The organism is Bifidobacterium sp. B4081, assembly GCF_026537335.1.
Lineage (GTDB): Bacteria > Actinomycetota > Actinomycetes > Actinomycetales > Bifidobacteriaceae > Bombiscardovia.
The window spans coordinates 943434-967800 of sequence record NZ_JAFNMM010000001.1 but is presented as its reverse complement, the minus strand read 5'-3'; the positions used below and the strand labels follow the sequence as shown (position 1 = coordinate 967800).

General features: G+C 61.6%; 23 protein-coding genes and 1 tRNA gene. 6 read left to right on the top strand and 18 right to left on the bottom strand.

From position 1 onward, the window contains the following. Positions 1-29: 29 nt before the first annotated feature. Both hemW and lepA read right to left on the bottom strand, forming a co-directional pair. A complete protein-coding gene (hemW, locus tag J3T92_RS04275) occupies positions 30-1334 on the bottom strand; it encodes a radical SAM family heme chaperone HemW (RefSeq protein WP_416378906.1) in 1305 nt (434 codons plus the stop codon). A 43-nt stretch (positions 1335-1377) separates the two neighbouring features. After that, on the bottom strand, positions 1378-3255 hold the full coding sequence (lepA, locus tag J3T92_RS04270; RefSeq protein WP_267399898.1) for a translation elongation factor 4: 1878 nt from the start codon (positions 3253-3255) through the stop codon (positions 1378-1380). Positions 3256-3400: 145 nt separating this feature from the next. Between lepA and rpsT the strand changes: the two genes are divergently transcribed. After that, complete coding sequence (gene rpsT, locus J3T92_RS04265; RefSeq protein ID WP_015021872.1) at positions 3401-3661, top strand: 30S ribosomal protein S20; 261 nt, start codon at positions 3401-3403, stop codon at positions 3659-3661. Positions 3662-3697: 36 nt separating this feature from the next. Here rpsT and J3T92_RS04260 read toward each other — a convergent pair whose 3' ends face one another. From J3T92_RS04260 to J3T92_RS04245, 4 genes are all read right to left on the bottom strand, one after another. Then, the gene (locus J3T92_RS04260; protein ID WP_267399897.1) at positions 3698-4504 is read right to left on the bottom strand and encodes a trimeric intracellular cation channel family protein; all 807 of its coding nucleotides are present in this window, start codon (positions 4502-4504) and stop codon (positions 3698-3700) included. Positions 4505-4686: 182 nt separating this feature from the next. Then, positions 4687-5814 carry a branched-chain amino acid aminotransferase gene (locus tag J3T92_RS04255; RefSeq protein WP_267399896.1) on the bottom strand — a complete coding sequence of 376 codons (1128 nt, stop codon included), beginning with the start codon at positions 5812-5814 and terminating at the stop codon, positions 4687-4689. A 187-nt stretch (positions 5815-6001) separates the two neighbouring features. Beyond that, positions 6002-6625: a 50S ribosomal protein L25/general stress protein Ctc gene (locus J3T92_RS04250; protein ID WP_267399895.1), complete on the bottom strand. Its 624-nt coding sequence runs from the start codon at positions 6623-6625 to the stop codon at positions 6002-6004. Next, complete coding sequence (locus J3T92_RS04245; RefSeq protein ID WP_267399894.1) at positions 6618-6755, bottom strand: hypothetical protein; 138 nt, start codon at positions 6753-6755, stop codon at positions 6618-6620. The genes J3T92_RS04250 and J3T92_RS04245 overlap by 8 nt, the downstream gene beginning before the upstream one ends. A gap of 135 nt (positions 6756-6890) precedes the next feature. On the opposite strand from J3T92_RS04245, the gene J3T92_RS04240 reads away from it, so the two are divergent. After that, positions 6891-8882 (top strand): AMP-dependent synthetase/ligase, encoded by a 1992-nt coding sequence (locus J3T92_RS04240; RefSeq protein ID WP_267399893.1) that lies wholly within the window; start codon positions 6891-6893, stop codon positions 8880-8882. A gap of 6 nt (positions 8883-8888) precedes the next feature. On the opposite strand, the gene era is transcribed toward J3T92_RS04240, so the two are convergent. The 6 genes from era to J3T92_RS04210 all read right to left on the bottom strand — a co-directional run bounded on the left by era (position 8889) and on the right by J3T92_RS04210 (position 14196). Next, positions 8889-9842, bottom strand: coding sequence for a GTPase Era (era, locus tag J3T92_RS04235; RefSeq protein WP_220235883.1), 954 nt, complete (start codon positions 9840-9842; stop codon positions 8889-8891). Then, positions 9839-11251 carry a hemolysin family protein gene (locus J3T92_RS04230; protein ID WP_267399892.1) on the bottom strand — a complete coding sequence of 471 codons (1413 nt, stop codon included), beginning with the start codon at positions 11249-11251 and terminating at the stop codon, positions 9839-9841. Before J3T92_RS04230 ends, era begins: the two co-directional genes overlap by 4 nt. After that, positions 11244-11798: an rRNA maturation RNase YbeY gene (ybeY, locus tag J3T92_RS04225; protein ID WP_267399891.1), complete on the bottom strand. Its 555-nt coding sequence runs from the start codon at positions 11796-11798 to the stop codon at positions 11244-11246. Before ybeY ends, J3T92_RS04230 begins: the two co-directional genes overlap by 8 nt. Next, entirely contained in the window at positions 11795-12910 is a 1116-nt protein-coding gene (locus tag J3T92_RS04220; RefSeq protein WP_267399890.1) for a PhoH family protein, read from the bottom strand. Before J3T92_RS04220 ends, ybeY begins: the two co-directional genes overlap by 4 nt. A 40-nt stretch (positions 12911-12950) precedes the next feature. After that, positions 12951-13298, bottom strand: a complete 348-nt coding sequence (locus J3T92_RS04215) for a histidine triad nucleotide-binding protein (RefSeq protein ID WP_267399889.1) — start codon at positions 13296-13298, stop codon at positions 12951-12953. A gap of 97 nt (positions 13299-13395) precedes the next feature. Next, the gene (locus J3T92_RS04210; RefSeq protein ID WP_267399887.1) at positions 13396-14196 is read right to left on the bottom strand and encodes a 16S rRNA (uracil(1498)-N(3))-methyltransferase; all 801 of its coding nucleotides are present in this window, start codon (positions 14194-14196) and stop codon (positions 13396-13398) included. A 119-nt stretch (positions 14197-14315) separates the two neighbouring features. On the opposite strand from J3T92_RS04210, the gene J3T92_RS04205 reads away from it, so the two are divergent. Then, a tRNA-Leu gene (locus tag J3T92_RS04205) sits at positions 14316-14404 on the top strand. Here J3T92_RS04205 and J3T92_RS04200 read toward each other — a convergent pair. Then, positions 14386-15258 (bottom strand): MerR family transcriptional regulator, encoded by an 873-nt coding sequence (locus tag J3T92_RS04200; RefSeq protein WP_267399886.1) that lies wholly within the window; start codon positions 15256-15258, stop codon positions 14386-14388. The genes J3T92_RS04205 and J3T92_RS04200 overlap by 19 nt on opposite strands. Positions 15259-15524: 266 nt before the next feature. On the opposite strand from J3T92_RS04200, the gene J3T92_RS04195 reads away from it, so the two are divergent. The 3 genes from J3T92_RS04195 to J3T92_RS04185 all read left to right on the top strand — a co-directional run bounded on the left by J3T92_RS04195 (position 15525) and on the right by J3T92_RS04185 (position 19311). Further along, positions 15525-17048 (top strand): carboxylesterase/lipase family protein, encoded by a 1524-nt coding sequence (locus J3T92_RS04195; RefSeq protein WP_267399885.1) that lies wholly within the window; start codon positions 15525-15527, stop codon positions 17046-17048. Between the two features lie 36 nt (positions 17049-17084). After that, positions 17085-18341, top strand: coding sequence for an MFS transporter (locus J3T92_RS04190; RefSeq protein WP_267399883.1), 1257 nt, complete (start codon positions 17085-17087; stop codon positions 18339-18341). A 103-nt stretch (positions 18342-18444) separates the two neighbouring features. Then, the gene (locus J3T92_RS04185; RefSeq protein ID WP_267399882.1) at positions 18445-19311 is read left to right on the top strand and encodes a TrmH family RNA methyltransferase; all 867 of its coding nucleotides are present in this window, start codon (positions 18445-18447) and stop codon (positions 19309-19311) included. Between the two features lie 194 nt (positions 19312-19505). On the opposite strand, the gene J3T92_RS04180 is transcribed toward J3T92_RS04185, so the two are convergent. From J3T92_RS04180 to sufC, 5 genes are all read right to left on the bottom strand, one after another. After that, entirely contained in the window at positions 19506-20822 is a 1317-nt protein-coding gene (locus tag J3T92_RS04180) for a uracil-xanthine permease family protein (RefSeq protein ID WP_267399881.1), read from the bottom strand. Positions 20823-20923: 101 nt separating this feature from the next. Beyond that, positions 20924-21646, bottom strand: coding sequence for a metal-sulfur cluster assembly factor (locus tag J3T92_RS09470; protein ID WP_324123915.1), 723 nt, complete (start codon positions 21644-21646; stop codon positions 20924-20926). After that, on the bottom strand, positions 21643-22230 hold the full coding sequence (sufU, locus tag J3T92_RS04170; RefSeq protein ID WP_267399880.1) for a Fe-S cluster assembly sulfur transfer protein SufU: 588 nt from the start codon (positions 22228-22230) through the stop codon (positions 21643-21645). Before sufU ends, J3T92_RS09470 begins: the two co-directional genes overlap by 4 nt. A 60-nt stretch (positions 22231-22290) precedes the next feature. Then, positions 22291-23565, bottom strand: coding sequence for a SufS family cysteine desulfurase (locus J3T92_RS04165; protein WP_220235896.1), 1275 nt, complete (start codon positions 23563-23565; stop codon positions 22291-22293). A 21-nt stretch (positions 23566-23586) separates the two neighbouring features. Then, positions 23587-24366: a Fe-S cluster assembly ATPase SufC gene (gene sufC / locus J3T92_RS04160; RefSeq protein WP_220235897.1), complete on the bottom strand. Its 780-nt coding sequence runs from the start codon at positions 24364-24366 to the stop codon at positions 23587-23589. Position 24367 lies beyond the last annotated feature (1 nt).

Sequence of the window (24367 nt, the reverse complement as noted above, 5' to 3'; positions counted from 1 at the left end):
GGTGACATCCGTGTAACGTTCCGCAGTGTCTAACGAATTCCTACTGCCTCCAGGACCTGATCGATGACCAGATCATTGAGCAGGCGGCCCCGGCGGGTCACCTGGATCCTGTCGCTCACGGGATGCAGGAGTCCCTGGTCGACCAAAACCTTAAGAATCTTCGGGTCGGCCGGACGACCCGCCTGTCTGGTCAGCCGATCCATTCCTAGGCCTTCAGGCAGGCGCAGGGCCAGCATGACGGTTTCCTCCAGGTCCTGCCTCCAGCCCAGAAGCTCGGCATCCTGCCAGGGCACATGTCCGGCATCCATGGCGGCTGCCCAGTCCCTGGGGTGGGCGATGTCCCAGGAGCGAATAGCCCGGGCACGCCGCTCCTCCAGGCCGGGCTCCCGCGAAAGCCACCAGTGTGCCATGGAAAGGGCCTCTTGCGCTGTTGACGTTCCTGTGGCTCTGAACCCGGGCGAAACGGAGGGCATGGGCTCCTGCTCCCGGGTTGCTTCCACCGGTGCCATGCCCGTGGCCTGGCCTTCCAGAGCACGATAGTGGGAGTGAGCGCCGGGCCCGATGCCAGCCCAGTCCACGTTGTGCCAGTAGCCCAGGTTGTGGCGGCTCTCCTGGCCGGGGCGGGCCCAGTTGGAGATCTCGTACCAGTCAAGGCCTGCCTGGGAGAGCATGTCGTCGGCCATCTCGTACTTGGCCGCCTCGTCATCGTCATCAGGGGCGGGCAGTTGGCCCCGGCGCACAGCACGACCCATCTTGGTGGTGGGTTCCAGCGTCAGGGCATAGGCGGAGACATGGTCCACGCTCAGGTCCAGGGCAGCCTGCAGGCTGGTCCGCCAATCCTCAAGCCGCTCCCCCGGCGTCCCGTAGATCAGATCCACGCTGGCCCTGAGACCCAAATCCCTGGCGGCGGCTACATCGGTGGCCACATTGGCCGGGGTATGAGTGCGGTCCAGGGTGGCCAGGACGCTGGGCACTGCTGACTGCATACCAAAGGAGACCCGGTTGATGCCCCCCTGGAGCAGCTGCTCCAGGTAGGCCCGATCCACGGTGTCAGGGTTGGCCTCGGTGGTGATTTCGGCCCCCGGGGTCAACCCCCAGAGGTCGGCCACGGCCTCGACCATGCGCACCAGATCCTGGGCAGGCAGAATGGTGGGCGTTCCGCCGCCGAAGAAGATGGTGGACACGGGCGGCTCTATCAGGCCCCGGGAAGTCTGCCAGGCGCGGACCATGCGCATCTCCTGAATGGCCAGGTCGGCGTAGTGCTCCCGGCTGGCGCCCCCGCCCAGGTCCCGGGCCGTGTAGGTGTTGAAGTCGCAGTATCCGCAGCGGCGCATGCAGAAGGGCACATGGATGTAGACCTGGTAGGATCCCACCCGTTCAGCCCTCCTTCTTGGCGGCAGCCCGGATCTTGTCCTTGGTGTCCCTATCCTGGGCCTGGCCCGTGCTCAGGGCGGCGATGAAGGCCTCCTGGGGCACTTCGACATGTCCCAGCATCTTCATGCGCTTCTTGCCGGCCTTCTGCTTTTCGAGCAGCTTGCGCTTGCGGGTGATGTCGCCCCCGTAGCACTTGGCCAGCACGTCCTTGCGCAGGGCGCTGATGGTCTCGCGAGCGATAATCCGCGATCCTATGGCCGCTTGGATGGGGATCTCGAACTGCTGGCGCGGAATCAGCTTGCGCAGTTTCTTGGTCATCATCACCCCGTAGGCGTAGGCCTTGTCCTTGTGGACGATGGCCGAGAAGGCATCGATCTTCTCCCCCTGGATGAGGATGTCCACCTTGACCAGGTCGGCGGACTGAGTGCCGTCGGGCTGGTAGTCCAGGCTGGCGTAGCCCTTGGTCCGGCTCTTCAGCTGGTCGAAGAAGTCGAAGACGATCTCGGCCAGGGGCATGCGGTAGTGCATCTCGACGCGCTCGGGGCTCAGGTACTCCATGGTTCCCATCTGCCCGCGATGGTCCTGGCAGAGCTCCATGACCGGTCCGATGAACTCCTTAGGAGTGATGATGTCGGCGCTGACCACGGGCTCCAGAATCTGGCGAACCTTGCCATCGGGGAACTCGCTGGGGTTGGTCACCGTGTGCTCGCTGCCGTCCTCCATAGTCACCTGGTAGGTGACGTTGGGGGCCGTGGCGATCAGATCCATGCCGAACTCCCTGCTCAGGCGCTCGGTGACGATCTCCATGTGCAGAAGCCCCAGGAAGCCGCAGCGGAAGCCGAAGCCAAGGGCCACGGAGGTCTCCGGCTCGTAGACCAGGGCGGCATCGTTGAGCTTGAGCTTGTCCAGGGCGTCGCGCAGCTCGGGGAACTGGGCGTTGTCGATGGGGAAGAGCCCGGAATAAACCATGGGCTGGGGGTCCTGATAGCCAGGCAAGGGCTCCTTGGCCGGGTTGGACTCGGTGGTGACGGTGTCGCCCACCTTGGACTGGCTGACGTCCTTGACGCCTGTGATCACGTAGCCGACCTCCCCGGCCCCCAGGGCCTTCGTGGGGGTCATGTCGGGGCTGATCACGCCCAGTTCGATGGGGTCGTGCACGGTCCCCCGGCCCATCATGCGGATCTTCTGACGCTCCTTGAGTTCGCCGTCCACCATTCTTATGTAGGTGACGATTCCCCGGTAGGAGTCGTAGACCGAGTCGAAGATGAGGGCACGGGCTGGGGCCTTGGGATCCCCTTTGGGGGCCGGCACCTGGTCCACGATCCGATCCACCAGCTCGCGGATCCCCTGGCCGGTTTTGCCGGACACCCGGAGCACCTCGTCCGTGGAGCAGCCGATCAGATTGGCGATCTCCTCGGCGTGCTTGTCCGGCTCGGCCGAAGGCAGGTCGATCTTGTTGAGGACGGGGATGATGGTCAGGTCATCCTCCAGGGCCATATACAGGTTGGAGAGGGTCTGCGCCTCGATGCCCTGGGTGGCGTCCACCAGCAGAACCGCGCCCTCGCAGGCCTCCAGGGCCCGGGAGACCTCGTAGGTGAAGTCCACATGGCCAGGGGTGTCAATCATGCCCAGGGTGTATTCGACGCCATCCTTGACCCAGGGCAGGCGAACGGCTTGGGACTTGATGGTGATGCCGCGCTCCTGTTCGATGTCCATCCTGTCCAGGAACCGATCGTGCATCTCGCGCTTGGGCACAATCCCGCTCAGCTGCAGGATCCGGTCGGCCACCGTGGATTTGCCGTGATCGATGTGGGCGATGATGCAGAAGTTGCGGATCAGCGATTGGTCGGTGAATCCTGGTTGGTTCTTGGCTTCCTGCACCGGTCTGCTCTCCTCACGTACGTCTGGTCTAACGATTCTAGACGATGCCCTGGGCCGAAGCGCCCGCTCCAGGAGGGTTCTTCTCGCGGTCAGGTGCTAGTATGGTGGTTTGTCTGTACAGATACATTCATCGTTTGGAGCAACATTGGCAAACATCAAGTCGCAGAAGAAGCGGGTCATCACCAACGAAAAGGCGCACCTGCGCAACAAGGAGGTCAAGAGCGCGATCAAGACCTCCGTGCGTTCCGTGCGCAAGGCCGTGGATGCCGGTGACAAGGAGGCCGCTCAGGCTGCCTACCAGGTGGCCGCCCGCCGTCTGGACAAGGCCGCCGGCAAGGGTGTAATCCACCGCAACCAGGCCGCCAACCGCAAGTCCGGTCTGGCCAACGCCGTCAACGCCCTCTGAAGCGCCCCACAAGGGCCGGTGATCCAAGCGCTTGGATCACCGGCCCTTTTTGACGCCCGGCTCCCCTTTTGAATTCTCGTTGGCATCCTCGTCGTCGTGCTGGATGGTGACGCTGATGTCCGACCGGCCGCGCATCAGATGCCGGATGGCCATGGTCAGCTGGGCATCGTTGAGCGGCAGCCGGGCCGAGCGCCGGTCCATTGCCCCAGGCACCAGGATGTCGAATTTTACCGAGATGATGCGCAGGACGACCACCAGGGCCACGATGGCCAGGTCCAGAGCCATGTCGACCCGGACCGGATATAGCCCATGCTGCCGGGCGCGCGCGGAGGCCAGGGTCAGCAAGCAGCCGATCAGGGAAGGCAGCGCGTACCAGTGCTGGTCCTGGATGACTGCAAGCACCTGGTTGAGAAGGATGTCTCGAAGGAGCCCCCCGACCAGGGCCGTGGCCATGCCCATGAAGATGGCTGTCATGCCGCCGGTTCCGCACATCAGTGCCTTGGCGGTCCCGTTGACGGCGAAGGATCCCAGCGCCATGGCATCGGTGACCAGCATGGACCAGGTCATCCTGCTGATCTCGGGATGGGCGACAGCCACCACCAGGCCTGATGCCAGGGTGACGATGAACGAGCCCTTGTCGGTGATGCCGCTGGGGGGCACCTGGCCCAGCAGGACATCACGGACCACTCCGCCGCCCAGAGCGCTGATCCATGAAACCAAAAGGATGGCGATGATGTCGTAACCCTTGCGGACGGCAGCCAGACCGCCCGAAAGCCCGCAGCTGAAGATGCCCAGGTACTCGATGACCATGAAGATGAGGTTCCCCTCCAAGGCCGTCTTCATCCCGCGCTTCTCCTCCCGGAATCGCCCCGCACTCAAGTCTGTCTATAGATTAGCCAACCCCACAGCTGAACAGGCCGATGATGTGCGCAAGGCCACAAAGATAACGGAAGGCGGCGCAGGGCAAAATGTCGCCCTGCGCCGCCTTCCTCTTAAGACCTGCCAGGCAGGCATGGGTTCAGCGTTCAGCAGACCTTCCACATCCAGTCGTGCGGATCCTCGATCTCGCCCAGCTGGATGCCCAGGAGCTCGTTGCGCAAGTTCATGGTGACCTCGCCCGAGCCTCCGTCGGCCACCTGAACGTCGAAGTTCTCGGACTTGAAGCGCCCGATCGGGGTGATGATGGCAGCAGTCCCGCAGGCGAACACCTCGGTGACCTCGCCCGAGCGGATGTCATCCAGCAGGGTGTCCAGACGGATCATGGTTTCCGTCACGTCCCTGCCGTTGTCCTGTGCCAGAGCGATCAGGGAGTTGCGGGTGACGCCGGGCAGAATGGTTCCGGTCAGGCTGGGGGTCTCCAGGTGTCCGTCCTTGTGGACGGTGAACATGTTCATGCCGCCCAGCTCCTCCAGGTAGGTCTTGGTGGCCGCATCGACGAAGCAGACCTGCTCGCAGCCGTGCTCGGCACCGCGGTTCTCACCCAGCAGGGAGGCCGCATAGTTGCCGCCGCACTTGGCAAAACCTGTGCCGCCGGGGCCGGTGCGGAACCACTTGTCCTCCACCCAGATGCTGACCGGCTTGACACCGCCGGCGAAGTATGGTCCCGAGGGCGAGGCGATGACGCAATAGTCCACCGCATGCGGAGCGCGCACGCCCAGGAAGGGCTCGGAGGCGAACATATAGGGGCGCATATAGAGCGTGTACTCGCGCCGCTTGGGCACCCAGTCTGCGTCACGGCGGACCAGGGCCGCGACCGATCCTAGGAAGTCATTGGGCTCGAGCGGGGGCAGGGCCAGGCGCTTGGCTGAGTTGTAGAAGCGCTGGGCGTTGGCATCGGGCCGAAAGAGCCAGATAGAACCATCGTCGTGGTAGTAGGCCTTGAGCCCCTCGAAGGCCTCCTGGGCATAGTGAAGCACCGAGGCACCTGGATCAAGGCTCAGCGGCCCGTAGGGCTCAACCCTGCGATCCTTCCAGCCGTCATCCGAGGTCCATCCCATGTGGGCCATGTTGTCTGAGAAAAGCTGGCCGAAGGCGGGCTTGTCAATCAGCCGGGCACGTTCCTCGTCAGAGGCTGGATGATCGTTGGGAATGACCTGGAAAGCGTCCGCCAACTCATTGAGTGCCTTCGGGTCGTGATGTGATTGCTCTGCCATTATCTACCACTTCTTCTTGCTGCTGTATCTGGTTGCTCGGGTGCGATGCTTATGGCGATGCCCGGTACCCGAACTATCGCATAGGCAGACCCAAACCTGTCCGGCGCATTTCGCATAGTGACCGTCTCAGACAAAAAGGCCGCAGGATCGTGATGATCCCACGGCCTTATAGAACGGAACTCTGGGTTCACTCGCCCTGGGCGTCGGCCTCCGGAGCAGCTTCCGCATCGGCCTGTTCGGTCTCCTCGGAGGGGGTCTCCAGGCTCTCCTCCTTGGGGATCTCGACTGAGACGATGGAATCCTCCATATCGTCGATGACCAGCTCGGAGCCCTCGGGCAGCTTGACGTCCTTTGCCAGGATCTTGTCGCCCTCGGACAGGCCCTCCACGCTGATGTCGATGCGCTCGGGCAGGTTGGACACGTCAGCCCTGACCTGCAGGTTCTGGGTGTCGACCAGCGCCACGGCGGCGCCCTTGGTCTCGCCGCTGACGAAGACAGGCACCTCCACGGTGACCTTCTCGCCGGCGCGGACCTCGTAGAAGTCGATGTGCTCCACCTGGCGCTTGACCGGGTTGCGCTGCACGTCCTTGACCACGGCCGTCTTGGTCTGTCCGCCGAAGCTGATGGAGAAGAGGGCGTTGGCGCGACGCAGGGCCAGAGTGGTCTCGCGCATGGGCAGCTTGATGTAGTCGGGCTGGGCGCCGCCGGCGTAGATGGTGGCGGGAATCTGCTGGGCCACGCGCATGCGGCGTGCCGCTCCCTTGCCGAATTTGTCGCGGACTTCGCCATCGAGCTTAATTGTGTTAGCCATGCTGGCTTCCTTCCTTGAGTGGTTCCTCAAGACCGACCTGGGCCGGTCCTGGCGCATCGCCGCGTCGGATTCCGGACCGCCCATAAGGAAAGGCCGCCGATGATCCAGCCGAGTCGATAACGGAGGCCATGAATCCTCCCTCGCCAAAGCAACATATGTACTTTAGCACCCAGCCTGCCCTTTTCCAAGTAGGCGGCTATTCTGGACATATCCCGCGATTATTGAAGGAGACAACGTGTCGTTACTAGCATCGGCCAAATCTTTTATGGCACACCAAGTGGGTCATGGGGAGGGACCGACTGGCGAGGAGAATGGGGATCCGTCACAGGCCTCCCCCCGGGCCGCCGAGGAGTCACTCGCCCTGCCCAACACGCATTTCTGGTCGGCCGACTACGCCACCACCACGCGCATGGATCCAGCCTCGGGGCTGCTTTCGGCCACCACCGCCGGCATGGGACCGGTGCCAGACGACATGACTGTCTATGACATCTACGCCGACCGGGCCCGCCGCACCCCCGACCAGCCGGTTCTGCACTTCGTAGAGAACGGCAGCTGGACCTACCGGACCGGCCGTGAGATCCTGCATGACATCAGAACCACCGCCAAGGGCTTCTTGCACTATGGGCTGAAGAAGGGCGATGCCGTGGCCTTCATGTGCAGGACCAGCTACGAGTGGGACATCGTAGATGCCGCAGTCCTGTCCATCGGCGGGGTCATCGCCACCATCTACGACACCGATTCGGCCGAGCAGATTCGATTCATCGTCAACAACTCCGACGCCAGGCTGCTGGTGGTGCAGACCGCAGAGATGCGCGCCAAGGCCGAGGGGGCCGACAAGGACTGCCCTACCCTGGAGCGGATCGCCTGTCTGGAGTCCGGGGCCCTGCAGGAGCTGCAGGCCTACGGGGAGCCGGTCAGCGACACCGAGCTTGACGAGCGGATCAACTCCATCCACAAGACTGACCTCTGCTCCATCGTCTACACCTCGGGTTCCACGGCGGCGCCCAAGGGCGTGGAGATGACCCATGAGCATTACTGCCAACTGGCCAGAAACCTGAACGCCTTCATCCCCAATCTGACCCTTGACCCGGATGGATCCATCCTGCTTTTCCTGCCCCAGGCACACACCTTCGCTCGGGCCATCAGCTACGGGGTCGTCTACGGAACCATGCACGTGTACATATCCTCTGGACTGGCAACCCTGCTGTCCGACCTGCAGGAGTCCAAGCCTACAGTCATTATCGGCGTGCCCAGGGTTTTCGAGAAGGTCTACAACGCCGCCTCCCAGAAGGCCGGGCACGGTATCAAGGGCAGAATCTTTAACGGAGCTGCTCGGGCGGCACGCACCTATATGGAGGACATCTCTCGCCAAGGCTGGCCAACCAGGCGAAGCGCCCTGCGGAGAGCCCTCTACGACCCGCTGGTCTACTCTTCCCTACGCCAAGTCATGGGCGGACGGGCCAAGTGGATCGTCTCCGGAGGCGCTCCTCTGGACCCGGAGCTGCTGGGGTTCTTCCGCGGCTCCAATGTCCCGGTCTATGAGGGCTACGGCCTGACTGAGACCACTGCGCCCTGCGCCTTCAACCCTCTGGGCACCCCCTACCACAGGGGCTCGGTGGGCATCCCCTTCCCGGGATTCACCATCCGCATCGCATCGGACGGCGAGGTGCAGATCAAGGGCGTCTGCGTATTCCACAGCTACCACAAGAACGAGGAGGCCACCCGCGATTCCTTCACTGGGGACGGCTGGTACGCCACAGGCGACTTGGGGCGGCTCTCCCGAGACGGGTTCCTCTTCCTGACCGGGCGCAAGAAGGACCTGATCATCACGGCCGGAGGCAAGAACGTCTCCCCCAGGCCCATCGAGGAGGTCATCGAACGTTCCGAGATCGTCTCCCAGGCTCTGGTTCTGGGCGACAAGCGCCCCTTCATTTCTGCCCTGGTCACCCTGAACGAGTCCGCCCTGCGGCCCTGGCTGGCATCCAAGGGGCTGGATCGCAACATGTCCCTGCAGGAGGCGGCGCAGAACGCCGTGGTACGGGCCGAAGTCCAGGAGTATGTGGACCGGGCCAATGAGGGCGTCTCACGGGCCGAATCGGTGCGCAAATTCATCATTCTGCCCGAGGAGTTCACCCAGGACAACGGGCTGATGACACCATCCATGAAGGTGATCCGGCCCAAGGTCATCGAGCGCTATGCCGACCTGCTGAACACCCGGATGTACACGGCCAAGCGCACCCCGGCACCCCGCCGCTGAGCACGATCAGAACCCCAGGCGATCCAGCTGCCTGGGGTCGGTCTGCCAGTTGCGGGCCACCTTGACGTGCAGATCCAACCGGACCTTGCGACCCATGGTCCGGTTGACGGCAGTACGCAGCTTTTTCTTCACCCGCACCAGATGCTCGGCCCCACGCCCGATGACGATGGGCTTCTGGGAGTCGCGCTCTACATAAATGCCGATCTGAACTGTGTCGCGTCCGCCCTCCGGATCCGGTTCGATGGACTCCACACGGACGGCCAGGGAATGGGGTAGCTCGTCGTTGAGCTCTTCCAGGTAGGCTCCGCGAACCATCTCGGCGATCATATCTTCTGGACGCTCCTCGGTCAGCTGGTCGTCAGGGTAGAGCTGGGGGCCCTCGGGCATGGCATCAATCAAAACCTGTGCCACCTCGTCCACGTTGTCAGCCTCCATGGCACTGACCGGAACGATCTGAGAGAAGTCTGCAAAGGCGCCAATCTCCAGAAGCTTGTCCACCAGCTGGCTCTTGCCCAGTTGGTCGATCTTGGTCACTATGGCGATCAGGGGCTTTCGCCAGATCCACTTGCCGTCCTTGTCCTTGCGGGCGAAGTCGGACCGCAGCCGGCTGAGAATGCGACGGTCGCCAGGGCCTATGGCTTGGTCGGCAGGCAACAAAAAAGCAATGGCGTCCACGTCCGACAGGGAGGCCTCCACCACGTCGTTGAGCCGCTGGCCCAGCAGGGTGCGCGGACGGTGAATGCCCGGGGTATCCACCAAGACCACCTGGGCCTCAGGGCGGGTCATAATCCCTCGAATAGCCTTGCGGGTGGTCTCCGGCCGGGAGGAGGCGATGGCGATGGGCCTGCCTACCAGGGCGTTCATGAGCGTGGACTTGCCCACATTGGGTCGGCCTACTACTGCCACAAACCCCGATCGGTGGACCGGCGCCTTGGCATCACTGTGTTCTTCCTTGGTCATGAATTCTCCTGACTGCCCTGCCCGGGTTGATCCCCGTCGGCCTGTTGGTCTTCTTGCCCTACACCGTCCTCCAGGGCGATGCTGGATCCGTTGGCTGGCTCGACCACGATGGTGGCGATCTTCTTGCGGCGACCCACGGCTTCTCCTGCGGTCAGCCTGATTCCTCGGGTCACTGCCGATGAGCCTGAGACTGGCACGGAGCCCAGCAGCTTGGTCAGCAGGCCATAGACCGTATCCACATCGTCCTCGTCGATGGTGATCTCGTAGAGCTCCTCCAGGTCGGCAATGGGCGTGCGGACCGGCAACCGCCAGGTGTGTGGGCCGATCTGCTTGGGCTCATCGTGCTGGACCTGGTCATGCTCGTCCTCCAGCTCCCCCACGATCTGCTCGATGGCGTCCTCAATGGTGACCAAGCCGGCGATGCCCCCGTATTCGTCCACGACCACAGCCAGGTGGTGGCGGGAGCGCTGCATGTAGTGGAAGAGGTCGTCCACCGGCTTGGATTCAGGCACCAGGACGGGCCGACGGATGATGGAGGCGATCGATCTGTCGCCCTTACGGCTAAAGGCCAGGGCGCGGACCACATCCTTCAAGTAGACGATGCCGACCAGGTCATCCACGTCGTCGCCAATGGCAGGAATGCGGGAGAATCCCGACCGGGAGAAGAGCTTCAGGGCCGAATCCAAAGTGGCATCCTTGGAGATGCAGATCATATCGGTGCGAGGAACCATGATCTCCCGGGTAAGCGTAGTCGACAGGGTCAGCACGTTCTTCAGCATCTCGGAGATCTCCGGATCGAAGGCGCCGGCCTCCACCAGCTGGTCGACCATGGCACGGCCCTGTTCGATCTGGATCTTCTCCAGTTCCTCGTCGTCAGAAAGGTCGCCACGATGGTTTTTGCGGGAACGGGCCTCAGCCTGCCGCCGACGCTTGAAAGGCGTCAGAAGAACGGCCAGCCCGACCAGACGCACGTGCTTGAGCAGCGTTTCCATAGGCTGGCGGGAGCGGCCATGCGGACCCAGAGTGACGGAGACGGCGGCCACCAGGATGGCCATGACCACTCCACACAGCAGCTGCTCCCAGAGGGACAGGCCGCCAAGAGCAGCCATGCTGGCCACCAGGACGCCGACCATGATGTCGCAAATGATGCGGAAAAAGGCACAGGCGCTTCCGGTCACCTGCCGTTGGGAGATCAGACTCTGGGCCCGATGAATACGGTCGATTCGCTTCATCCTAGAGAACTGGCTGAGTTCCTGATCGGTCTGCAAGCCCAAGATCAAATTGTTGAGACTGGATCGGGTCACCCGGTTGAGTGCACCCTGGGCCTCGGCAAGCGCCAGAGAGAGCACGACCAGGGCGATTACGGCCAAAGCCATGATCACCAGGGCGGCGATGGTCCGCTCACTCATGGGATTTGCCTCCCTGATGGGCTTCGCGGCCGTACCGCTCATAGATCTCCAGAGCATTGGTGGCCCCGGCCGGCAGCGCGGCATCCGTGATGGGCCCCTGGCGCAGGGCCAAAAAGGTCAACAGGAGTTGGCGCTGCAATCCAAACATCTGCGCCTCCTGCTCCCTGCTGACGTGGTCATACCCCAGCAGATGCAGGGTACCGTGGATGGCCAGCAACAGCATCTCCTCCATGGTGGAATGGCCGGCTGCCAAGGCCTGCTGCGCCGCCACCCAGGGGCAGATGACGATATCGCCCAGGATTCCCTCCTGCCGATGGTTTTCATCGCCGGGGCGCAGCTCGTCCATGGGAAAGCTCATGACATCGGTAGGACCGTCCAGGTTCATCCAGCGCTCATGCAGCACCGCCATGGGCTCGGGATCGTTGAAGATGATGGTCATGTCGGACTGGGTGCTCACCCGCATCTGGTCCAGTACCCACACCCCCAAGTCGGAGAAGGTCTTGGCATCGATCAGCCATTGGGTCTCGTTGGTCACTTCTACGCTCATGCCTGCTCCCGTCCCCGGTTGCTGGCTTGATCGGCACGGTCGTAGGCCCGGACAATCTGCCCAACCAGTCGGTTGCGCACAACATCGGCCGCCTGCAGGTGTACGAAGGCAATATCGTTGATGCCGTGCAGCACCTGTTCTATAGTGGCCAAACCAGATGCGGGCCCGCCCAGATCCACCTGGGTGACGTCGCCGGTAATGACCATCTTGGTGTTGAATCCAAGACGGGTCAAGAACATCTTCATCTGCCTGCGGGTGGTGTTTTGCGCTTCGTCCAGGATCACAAAGGCATCGTTCAGGGTACGCCCGCGCATGTAGGCCAACGGGGCAACCTCAATGGTCTCATCAGCCAGAAGCCGATGGAGCCGCGAGGTGCCCAGCATGTCAGCCAGGGCATCGTAGAGGGGCCGCAGATAGGGGTCTACCTTCTCATTGAGGGTGCCAGGCAGGAAGCCCAGGCTCTCCCCCGCCTCCACGGCAGGCCTGGTCAGAATGATACGCCCGATGCGCCCGGCCCGGAATTCCTGCACAGCCTTGGCCACCGCCAGATAGGTCTTACCGGTGCCGGCCGGGCCGATGCCGAAAGTGATGGTATGCGTTTCAATGGCGGCCACGTAAGCAGACTGGCCAGCAGTCTTGGGCCTGATCGGACCCTTGGAGGCCTGGGTCAGAGGGCGGCGACGAACTGCAGCGGGGGCCGCCTGGCGGAGTTGGCTGATGCCTTCCAGTGTGTTGTCCCCCTCGGACTCTGCAATGGCTGTCTCCTGATAATTGCGGTCTGTAATGTTAATTGTCCGCCCTTCTGGAGGGGAGTAATCGGCTGCGTCGGCCGTCCCCAAGCGGCGATGGTCCAGTATTCGCCCCACCTGATCGGCATCCACTGGGACCTGGTCGGCTGTCTGCATGAGTTCGGTCAGCAGATCCCGTATTTGAGCCGCCTGAACGTCCCCCTGCCGGTCCTGAGCCTGCAGCATGATCTGGTTGCCACGAACCAGGATGGACACTGCCGGGAAGGCGCGCTCAATCCTGTCGATGACTGCATCCTCCGGCCCCAGCACCTGAACCGGGTCGATCCCCTCCGGAATCTCCAGGGTTCGCGTAGTTACCGCCACGGATTCCCTTCCTGCACGATGACGATGGTGAACACGGGCATCACTCGGGCAACACCTGTCCGGTCAGGACGTGTGCGTGGACATGGAAGACTGATTGGCCGGCATCCTCCCCCGTGTTGAAAATCAGCCGGTAGGCTCCATGATAGTCCTGATCGGCGATCTGCTGCGCCACCTGGACGATGTGGGCCAGAGTGTCAGGATCAGCTTTGGCCAGGTCGGCCACCGACGCATAGTGGTGACGCGGGACGATCAGGACATGGACGGCGGCCTTGGGGTTGGCATCCTTGAAAGCGTAGACGGTCTCATCCTCATAGACCTTTTCGCTGGGGACCTCCCCTGCCACGATTCTGCAGAAAATGCAGTCCTCCTGTCGATCGTCATCGCTCATGACCACTCCTTGCTTCCTTACTGTTTGCCGAAATTGCTGTTTTTGGTGTTTTCGCTGTTTTCCATCTTATTGTCGAGGATGTATATTGCGTGCGACTTCATGCGCTGGGCTCAGGGGCCTCTGACTTCCAGCGACCCAGCATGTCCGCCAGCAGGGTCAGGGCCACAGGTCCAGCCAGGGCAGCCCGGAGGATATTGTCCCCCAACCGGACTGCCAGGGCCCCCTCCCTTATCATGGTCTGGACCTCCTGATCGGCAATTCCGCCTTCAGGACCCACAACCACGGCGACCGACGAGCTCTCTGGCAGCTTGTCTACGCGTTTGCGGACCGCATCCCAACCAAGGTCGGCGTCCTGGTGCAGCACCAGGACCAGGCCTCCCTCATCGGTCGCCTTCCGACACCAGGCGCCCAGACCACGGCTGTCCACCTTGCCCAGCAGCCGAGGACGGTAGGCCCTCCGGCTCTGCTCAGTGGCTGCTTCCAAGACGGCCTGCCAGTGCCGGTCGTTGCGGCCTGGCCTCCATTTGGCTATGGACCGATCAGCCTGCCAGGGCATCACTTTATCCACGCCGATCTGGGTGGCCATATCTATGGCTTGCTCGTCCCTGCCGCCCTTAGCCAGGGCCTGGACCAGAATCAGTTCTTTCTCGGGAGGCGCCTGCCGGCCCACAGCGGTGACCTCCACCAGGCCGGTTGAGGCATCTCTGACCAGGGCGCTGATGCGCAGTCCGCTCCCGTCTGATAGATCCAGCTGGTCCCCGTTCCTCAGCCTCATGGAACCCAAGGCATGGCGACAAACGTGCTCGGGCAGAGTCAGACGCCAGCCAGCATGGAGCTCATCGCTGGCCAGTGGGGAATCATCGTGATCGGGATCCAGCAGGAAGAGGGGTGCAGTCATGGTGTTAGGCTACAGCCCGCCGCCGAAAAAGCACTCTCCATGACGACACGCTCCCCCAATCGCTCAGTGCGTGATTCCGCCCAAGATGCTATGATTATTTCCGTTGCAATTACGCACCTGTCCGGGTGGCGGAATGGTAGACGCGCTAGCTTGAGGTGCTAGTGCCTATATATATACAGGCGTACGGGTTCAACTCCCGTTCCGGACACTCGATTCCAGGTCGTTGGAGACTACAGGGATCTCCATCCTGCTCACATATTCATCGAAGTCATTGGACTCGTATTCGCCGATGAGGCAGAACTCCAAGGGATCTCCGTCCACACGGTAGCCCATGGTCTTTAGATCTTCGAGCATCTTGCCATGGATTTGTCTGCAGCGAGCAAAACTGCCCACAAAGGTGCAGGAGGCATAGGTGCCGGCTGGCAGATCATAATCACCGCTAAACCCTGGATCGGGGCAGTAGAGCAGGATGGCCTTGGGCGGGAACCAGCCCTTGACCGGACGTGAAGCATCCACTTGATAACAGGTCAGCGTATTGAGGATCTGCAGCGTCTCGTGGTGCAGTGCCGTGTAGTGGGCGAATGCGAAGGGTATCCTGTCGTAGCCGATCATGTGGTCCGCCACCAGGGCGCAGTGACGCAAGGGACGGTGGACGATTACGGTCCGTGCCGGGGATATGGAAGTCATGGCATGCGTATACTTCTGCAGGCTGCTCAAGAGGCCACGCTTGATGGAGGCCAAATACCGCATCTGGCTGTCAACACGTTCCACCTCCTCGTCAATCAGCGAGAGGGTGGCATCGAAGGTGCGATTTTTCAAGTAATGTCCTATGCGGTCCAGGCTGAAATCCAGCTTCCGAAGGGCCTGTATGACGTTGAGCCGAGCAAAGTCGTTCGGCCCATAAAGTCGATAACCGTTGACCGGATTGCGTCGGGGCACCACCAGCCCGATCTGCTCGTAGTAATACAGGGTCTCAGTGGTGATGTCGTACAAGCGTGCCGTCTGACGGATGGTGTAGCCCTCCTCGATCAGGCTCTCTGTGTCATCTACCTCGGCTTCCATGGCTGCCTCCTGCACGGGTCTGGTCCGACCCTAGGGTTTTCCATACTCCCCTCCCCTGCATCTTTATGGACGTAATCCATCGTATCAGCCTGAAATCCTCGTTCTGTCAGTGTTTTGCCCCCTATATGAATCTTCAGACCCAAAGCTGCACACTGCCCTTCCACCCGATTTGACCTTCGGCTGACACCAGGCCATAGGGTGACATTTATCCAAGGTCGACGGGGACACAGCCGCCGACCGATCATTACCTCCTGGAAAGGAAAATCATGCCAACTGTCACCACAGAATTTGGCACCTACCATGGCATCACCACCTCTCAGGGGACTGTCGCCTACCTGGGCATCCCCTACGCCAAACCTCCCGTGGGCGCACGCCGCTGGAAGGCCCCGGAGCATCTGGATCCCGAGCACCGCGACTACGACTGCACTCACTTCGGGGATTCCGCCCTGCAAAAATACGACCCAGTCATGTATGCCTCACGCCGCCAGCAGAGCGAGGACTGCCTGACCCTGAACGTCTGGGTCGGCCATGAGGGCGCCCAAAGGCTGCCCGTCATGGTCTTCATCCACGGCGGCGCATACGTGGAGGGCGGTTCGTCCGACCCTATGTACGACGGAAGCAACTTCACCAAGCGCAACGATGTCGTCTATGTCACCATCAACTACCGGGTCAACCTCTTCGGGTACATGAACCTGGCCGGATTGCCTGGAGGCGACGAATACCGGCAGTCAGGCTATCTGGGACTCATGGACCAGGTCGCCGCCCTGCAGTGGATTCAGGAGAACATCGCCGCTTTCGGCGGAGATCCTGACCGGGTCACCCTCTTTGGCGAATCATGCGGTTCAGGCTCCACTATGCTGCTGACCGTCGCTCCAGCTGCCAAGGGGCTCTTCCAAAGAGCCATCGGCGAATCCGGCCCCATCCAGCTCTACAACACCCCGGACTCCACGGCTCCCTACGCACGCGAGTTCATGGAGATGATGGGTTGCAAGACTGCCCAGGAGCTGGCGACCCTGCCTGTCGGCGACATCATGATGAAGTTCACCGGAGAGTTCTTTACCAAGCACATCCATGAGATCTCGCTGATCTTCGCTCCCACCACCGATGGCGACTACCTTCCGGCCAAGCCCCTACAGGCATTCAAGGACGGTGCCGCAAAGGACGTAGAGATCATGCTGGGCTGCAACGCCGACGAGTTTGCCTACTGGAAGCTCTACTTCAAGGACTTTGGCAACGAAATGCCTGACTTCTGGCACCACCAGGCTATCTTCCACTTTGATGGCAAGTTGGACTCCGAACACTACGAGAAGCTCTGGGAGCAGGCCCACCCAGGAGAAGATCCCGCCGAGCGCTACTTGGAGTACGCCAACCAGATCGGCTTCAGGGTTGGCACCAACCTCATGTGCGAGTACCAGTCCAAGTACAGCACCGTCTACCAGTACCTGTTCACCTACGCCTCCAAGATCCCCGGAATGGGATCATGCCATGCCATTGAACTGCCCTTCGTGCTGCATAACACCCAACGGCCTGACCTGCCCGAGACCTTGACCGGCGAGGTGCCGCCCATGCATCTGTCGGACGAGATGAACGACGCCTGGTGCTCCTTCGCCGCCACCGGCCATCCTGTCAGCGGCGTAGGCGATGCCTGGAAGCCCTACAGCATCGGCCATCCAGACACCATGGTCATCGACGAAAACGGCTGGAACCTGCGCCGGGACGTCAACAAGGAGAACATCGATCTGCTCCGTCCGGCATTCGAGGAGTGCCTGTTGGATGGAGACCGTCACTAAGCTGCCTGTTCCACGTAAACCGTGGAGGGAGAGAACATGAACACTCGAAAATCATCCAATTACCGCTGGGTCATCGCGGCCGTGGTCTGCCTGATCGGCATCCTGTCCAACTACATGCAGTACCAGATATCCGCTCTGGCGGTCTACCTGATGCCCATGCTGCACATCGACCAAGCCGGATTCTCGACGCTGCTGCTCATGCCCATGCTGACTGCAGTATTTCTCAGCATCCCCATGGGCACCATCGGTGACCGTGTTGGCCCCAAGAAGGTAGTCCTGACCGGTCTGGCCATAGCCGTGGTCGGCGCCTACATCAGGACCTTCGGCCTCAACTTCCCGCTGCAGATGCTCTCAATGTTCCTGCTGGGGGCCGGCATTGCGGCTTTGAACGCCAATCTGGTCAAGATCTTCAGCGTCTGGTTCGGCGATCAGACGCAGATTGCCATGGGATTCTTCTATGGATCGGCCGGCATCGGGGTCATTCTGGCCCAAATGGTTGCTCCCCGGTTCTCGGTGCGCAACTCCTATCTGAGCGCAGCTATCATCCTGACGGTGGCAAGCCTGCTCTGGATCTTTCTGATTCGTGACGCTCCTGAAGGAGTGCATCTGCCACCAGCCACCGATTCTCCGCTCAAGTACTTTAACGTCGCAGCACGGAGTCGCAATGTCTGGCTGATCGCCCTCTGCTACGGCTGCTCCATGGCTGCATCTACCGCCTTCGCGGGATTCATTCCCCAAACGCTGATCAACAACAACGGCTTCAACAAGACATCAGCCGGTCTTGTCGCCTCAGCAGCGGCCCTGGGCTCCATCGCAGGATCCATCGTCGGGCCCATGATCAGCTCTCGTCTTGGCAAGTGGAAGGGTTACCTCTTCGCCACCATTCTAGTGGGTACGGCGCTCATGGTCTACTTCTGGGCAGTGGTGCTGATGCTGAAGAAGGCCCCTGTTGTGGGTTTGCTCTGCTGCATCATGTTCATTTCAGGCGCCTTTGGTGCCATAAACGGCCCCATCGTCCAGGCCATGCCCTTCGCCCTGCCTGAGATTCGCGGCAAGTATGCCGGAAGCGCCGGTGGTCTGGTCAGCACTGTTGGTCTTCTCTGCGCCTTCCTGTTGCCTATCATCATCTCCTCGATCAGCAAGGGCAACTACGTGCTCAACCTGGGGCTGGAAAGCATGATCTTCCTGCTCTCCGATGTCTTCGTCCTGCTGCTGCCGGAGCTTGGCCCTCAGGGCGACATCGCAAAGCGCATTGCTGCCGCCGATAGTCAGGCTGCACAAGAGAGGCAGTGATAGCTTACCTGAGCTGAATTTCAACTGCCTTAGGCGGCGCGACCGGATGTTTTCGGTTGCGCCGCCTATGCTGTTCTCAGGACCGGGAAAAGGAGCTGCAGGCGTGCTCAAGGTGAGAATCGACTCCATAGACGATGAAAGAATCGAGGCATACACCAGGCTGACCGAGCCGCAGCTGCGCAATCGTCTGGAGCCTGCCAAGGGCCTGTTCATCGCCGAGTCCCCCAAGGTCATCGCCCGCGCCCTGGATGCCGGGGTTGAGCCTATCTCCTTCCTGGTGGAAGAGACCTGGCTGGAGGGGATGCATTCCATGTTCGACCAGGTGGACGCTGCCTTCGGGCCCAACGTTCCCGTCTACGTAGCCAGCCCCGCACAGCTCAAGACCATCACCGGCTACCGGTTGCATCGGGGCGCGCTGGCGGCCATGAGACGCTGGCCGCTGCCCACAGTCGAGCATATCTGCCGCTCGGCAAGACGGGTGGCCGTCATGGAGAACATTGTTGATCACACCAACATCGGCGCCCTGATGCGTTCTGCGGCGGCCCTGCAGGTAGATGCGGTCCTGGTCACCCCCTCCTGCTCTGATCCCCTTTACCGAAGGGCCGCGAGAGTCTCCATGGGCACGGTCTTTCAGGTTCCCTGGACAAGGATTGGTGGCGACGACGTCCACGCCTGGCCCGACCAGGGCATGCGCCAATTGCACGATTTGGGCTTCACCACTGCAGCCATGGCCCTGAACCGGGATGCCATCAGCCTGGATGATCTGGCCGAGCGTCTAAGACCCGGGCCCGATCAAATCGATCGTCTGGCCCTGATATTCGGTACAGAAGGCGACGGGCTCAGCCACAGGACCATCGCCCGGGCGGACCTGACCGTGCGCATCCCCATGAGCCACGACGTGGACAGTCTGAACGTGGCTGCATCAAGCGCCGTAGCCTTCTACGCAACCAGACCCCAGCAGGCATGCTAGCCGAGCCTTGCCAGCTGACTAAGACAACCAACCAACTGAGCCCTCTGCTGCGTAGCGAATTCCTGCTGCCCTGAGTCTCTTCACTGCATGGCTGCGTACTTAATACCGGACAATCTTTGGCGTCAGGCGATACTTGTCAGCAGTTAAGGTTCGAGCATCAGGCAACCAGGGAATGCCGGGCGGACATGGCGCAATCAGCTCTGCTGGGAGACGGCTTGCGAATCCTCATGGATGTAGTCGTCCGGGTCGATAGTTCCCCGCCAGCGGCCGATGGCCTTGAGACCGTGATACATGGCCAGAGTAGCCACAGAGCCAATAGCGATGCCGTTGAAGCTGACTCCAGCCACTGCGAAGGTGAAGTCTGCGATGCCCACGATCATGACGACGGCGCCCACGGTCATGTTGACGGATTTGCCGAAGTCCACCTTGTTCTCAACCCATATGCGGATGCCCAGCATGCCGATCATGCCGTAGAGCATGGTGGTGACCCCGCCCAGAACGCCGGTGGGAATGGTGTTGATGACGGCACCGAACTTGGGACAGAGGGAGAGCAGGAAGGCGAAGATGGCGGCGCACCAGTAGGCGGCTGTGGAATAGACCTTGGTGGCAGCCATGACGCCGATGTTCTCTGCGTAGGTGGTGGTGCCCGAGCCTCCTCCCAGCCCGGCCAGCGTAGTGCCCAGACCGTCGGCCATAAGGGCGGTTCCGATCTGATCGTCATAATCGCGCCCGGTCATCAGGGCCACAGACTTGACATGACCGATGTTCTCGGCCACCAGGACCAGCACCACAGGGATGAACATGGCCAAGACTGAAGGGTCGGCCTGAGGAGTGTGGAAGTGAGGCAGACCGAACCAGGCGGCCTTTTCCACAGCTGCGAAGTCGACCTGGCCCTGGGCGACCGCAAAGATGTAGCCGACGATGACGCCCAGAAGAATATTGAGACGGCCGATCAAGCCCTTGAAGAGCACGGCTATCAGCATGACGGCCACCAGGGTGACCAGGGCGGTCAGCGGGGCCGATTTGAAATTCTTCCAGGCCGAGGGGGCCAGATTGAAGCCGATGATGGCCACGATGGCGCCGTTGACCACCGGGGGCATGATCATATCGATCCATCGCGAGCCTGCGAAGTGGACAATCAGGCCAATCAGGAAGAGCAAGGCGCCGGTGACCATGATCCCGAAGGAGGCCACAGCAAGACCCTTGTGGGCGGTGGTCACTGCCAGGACCGGGGCGATGAAACCGAAAGAGCTGCCCAGGTAGGAGGGCAGACGGTTACGGTTGATAAGAAGGAAGAGGGCCGTAGACATGGCCGTGAAGAAGAGGGTAGTGGAGGGGTCGAATCCGGTCAGAATAGGGACTAGAAAAGTGGAACCGAACATGGCGATGACGTGCTGGGCACCGATCCCGGCCGTACGTGGCCATGTGAGTCGCTCATCCGGTTCTACTACCTCGCCCGGAGCCAATGTTTTCCCGTCGCCATGAAGTTTCCAGCCCATGGTCAATGCCATTTCACTGTGCTTTCTCTCATGCGCCGTGCCGGTCACGGCGGACCGGAATCATCAGTATATTCGCATGGAAGGACCTGAAACGACCTACCTGGCAGATGGCCTCACTGATAGGTGGGCATGTTCTCGAAGTTGAAGCCGATGGCGGCCAGCTGCTCACGACCCTCAGGAGTGATCATGTCCAGGGTCCAACGCGGCGACCAGGTCCAGTCAATGCGGAACTCCTCGACCAGGCCCGCCAGGACACTGGCGCACTGGTCCTCAATCAGGTCTGTCAGCGGGCAGGCTGGCGTGGTCAGAGTCATGGTGATGATGGCCCTTCCCAGTTCGTCGATTTCTATGCCATAGACCAGTCCTAGGTCGACCACATCAATGCCCAGCTCGGGATCGATGACCTGGTGCAGGGCCTCCCTGACATCCTCGGCGGTGGCCCGGCCGATGTCGTCGACGGCCTTGAGAGGGATGGCCTCCTCAGCGGCGGCCTCAGCATCAGCAGCATTCTGGTCAACTGTTTTCTCGCTATTGGTGACCTGCTCGCTAGCCGAAGTTTGGTCATTCGAGCCTTGATCCGCTGACTCACCTTCGGGGGAGACTTCAAAGGCAGTCTGGTCGGCGCGCTGATCGCCGGCCTTGGCCAAATCAGACTCCTTGTTCGCCTGACCATCGACCTGACGCATGGAACCTCCCTCGGCCGACTTCAGAACCGTTTCTGCGCCCAGGGGATTGCCAGCCAAGGCCTGTGCCGTGCCTGGATCGCTGATGGCCCTGCCCACCGAGGCCAGGATGGAGTCCTGGGGTTCGGGCACCAGATTCGTGTTGCCGCTCATGCCTGCTCCTCCTTCACAGCTTTGTCGCCCACCCGCCCAGCTGACAGGGCCTGGGCCACCGAGGCCTTCATACCCTCCCAGCCCAGGAGGGCGCACTTGATTCGCATGGGATACTTGGACACGCCCTGGAAGACCATGGCATCGCCAAGGGCATCTTGCGCCTTCTCATCCTCGATGCCAGCTCCGCGCGATTCCATAAGCTTGCGGAAGTCAGCAGCCAGGTCCATGGCATGGTCAACGGTCTGCCCCTGGACCAGATCCACCATGATGGACAGGCTGGCCTGGCTGATGGAGCAGCCTGAACCTTGCCAGACGATTCGCTGGATGAGGTCGGGGCCGCCCTGCTCGCCAGGCGCCACCTCCACATGAATGGTTGCCTGATCCCCGCATGTGGGATTGAACTGATGGGACTCGGCAGCCAGGCAGGCCTCGTGCTCCACCCTGATGGTCACGCCGTCGCCGTCAGAGTCTTCTCCCCCATCAGCCTGATCCCCTACACGCCCGTGAGGATCCCTTGCCGCGTCCAGGATCACCTCCTGGTACATCTGCTCCAGATCCTCGTCATCCATCCCGAAATCTGCCATGTCCTTAAACCTACCAGTATGTCTTAGCCAAAACCGTCGATGCGCTGCCGGTGAAGACCCTCACGCCACCCGGAAGAACCTGCGGACTCCGGAAACGGCATCCAGCAGGGCATCCGTGTCGGCCACAGTATTGTAAACACCGGTCGAGGCCCGGTTGGAGGCCATCAGACCGAAGTGTCGATGGACCGGCTGAGCGCAATGGTGTCCTACGCGGATGGCAATACCGCGCGAATCCACATACTGACCCACGTCGTGGGGATGGACCCCCTGCACGTCGAAGGCGACCGTGCCGATCCGGTCCTCTGGAGTGGTCGGCCCTAGGATACGTACCCCATCCAACTCCCCCACCCTCAACAGACCAATGGCGATGGCCTTCTCGTGTTCAGCCACGTTCTCCATGCCCAGATCCATCAGCCAATCGGCAGCTACGCCAGCGCCAATCATCTGTGCAACCGGCTGGGTGCCAGCCTCAAACCGGGCTGGCGGATCCATATAGCTGGCTGGACGGTCCAGATAGGCCAGCTCCACCATGGATCCGCCGAATGACGCCGGTGGTAGGGCCTCAAGCAGCTCTCGACGGCCATAGAGGAAGCCCACGCCGGTGGGGCCATACATCTTATGCGCACTCCAGGCAGCGAAGTCCACGTCCATGGCGTGCAGATCGATAGGCAGGTGAGGCACCGACTGGCATACGTCCAGCACCACCAGGGCGCCCACCTGATGGGCACGGCGGACAATGGGCTTGATGTCAGTAATGGCGCCGGTCACATTGCTGACGTGGGTGACGGCGACCACCTTGGTCCGCTCGGTAATGACCTGGTCGGCGGTATCGGCCAGAACACGGCCATCCGGGTCCAGATCGAAACTCTTGAGGACTGCCCCAGTCCGGTAGCAGAGCTCCTGGAAGGGCAGGAGAACCGAGTGATGCTCGGCCTTGCTGACCACGACCTCATCCCCGGGCTTCAGGGCGAACCTACGTGCCGCCTTGCCTCCACGACCCAGGCTGGCATTGCCGAAGGCGGTGGCCAGCAGGTTCAGAGCAGCCGTGGCCCCGGCGGTGACGACAATCTCCTCGCCGCCCTCCTGGCCTTCTGCGCCGACCAAGGCGGCCACGCGTGAGCGTGCATGCTCGAAGGCCATGGTACTGCGGGCAGCCAGTTCGTGGGCGCCCCGGTGCACCCCGGCATTGTCCTTCAGGTAGAAGTCCCGAACGGCATCGATGACCGCCAGGGGCTTCTGGGCAGTGGCAGCCGAGTCCAGATAAACCAAGGGGTGGCCATGCACCTGCTGGTCCAGAATCGGAAACTGCTGCCGAATGCTGTCATCAATGACCATTGCGGACCTCTTCTCTTATCCTCAGGCCAGGGCCGATTCGGAGTCGGCACCCTCTGGCAGGTACTGGTCGTACCCGGTCTCCTCCAGGGTGTCGGCCAGCTCGGGACCGCCGGTCTTCACAAAGCGACCGTCGGCGAAAACGTGGACGATGTCAGGCTGGATATACTTGAGAATCCTGGTGTAATGGGTGACCATGAGCACGCCCATGCCGGTTTTCCCTTTGGCCCTGTTGACCCCTTCGGAGACGATGCGCAGAGCGTCCACGTCAAGCCCGGAGTCGGTTTCGTCCAGGATGGCGAACTTAGGTTTGAGGAGCTCCAGCTGCAGGACCTCGGCCCGCTTCTTCTCGCCGCCTGAGAAGCCTTCGTTTACCGAGCGCCGGGCGAACTTGGGATCCATGCGCAGCCGCTTCATGGCATCATTCAGATCCTTGGTCCACTGGCGGATGGCCGGGGCCTTGCCGTCGACCTCGGTCTTGGCAGTACGCAGGAAGTTGGTCATGGACACGCCAGGCACCTCTACCGGGTACTGCATGGCCAGGAAGAGCCCTGCCTTGGCCCGCTCGTCCGGGGTCATCTTGAGCAGATCCTGCCCATCCAGCAGGGCCTGGCCCGAATCCACCTCATACTTGGGATGGCCGGCCAATGTATAGGCCAGGGTGGACTTGCCCGACCCGTTGGGCCCCATGATGGCGTGGGTTTCACCGGAGTGGACGGTCAGCGTGGCCCCCTTGAGGATCTGCTTGCGACCCTCCTTGGTCTCCACTGAGACGTGCAGATCCTTGATTTCCAATGTGGACATG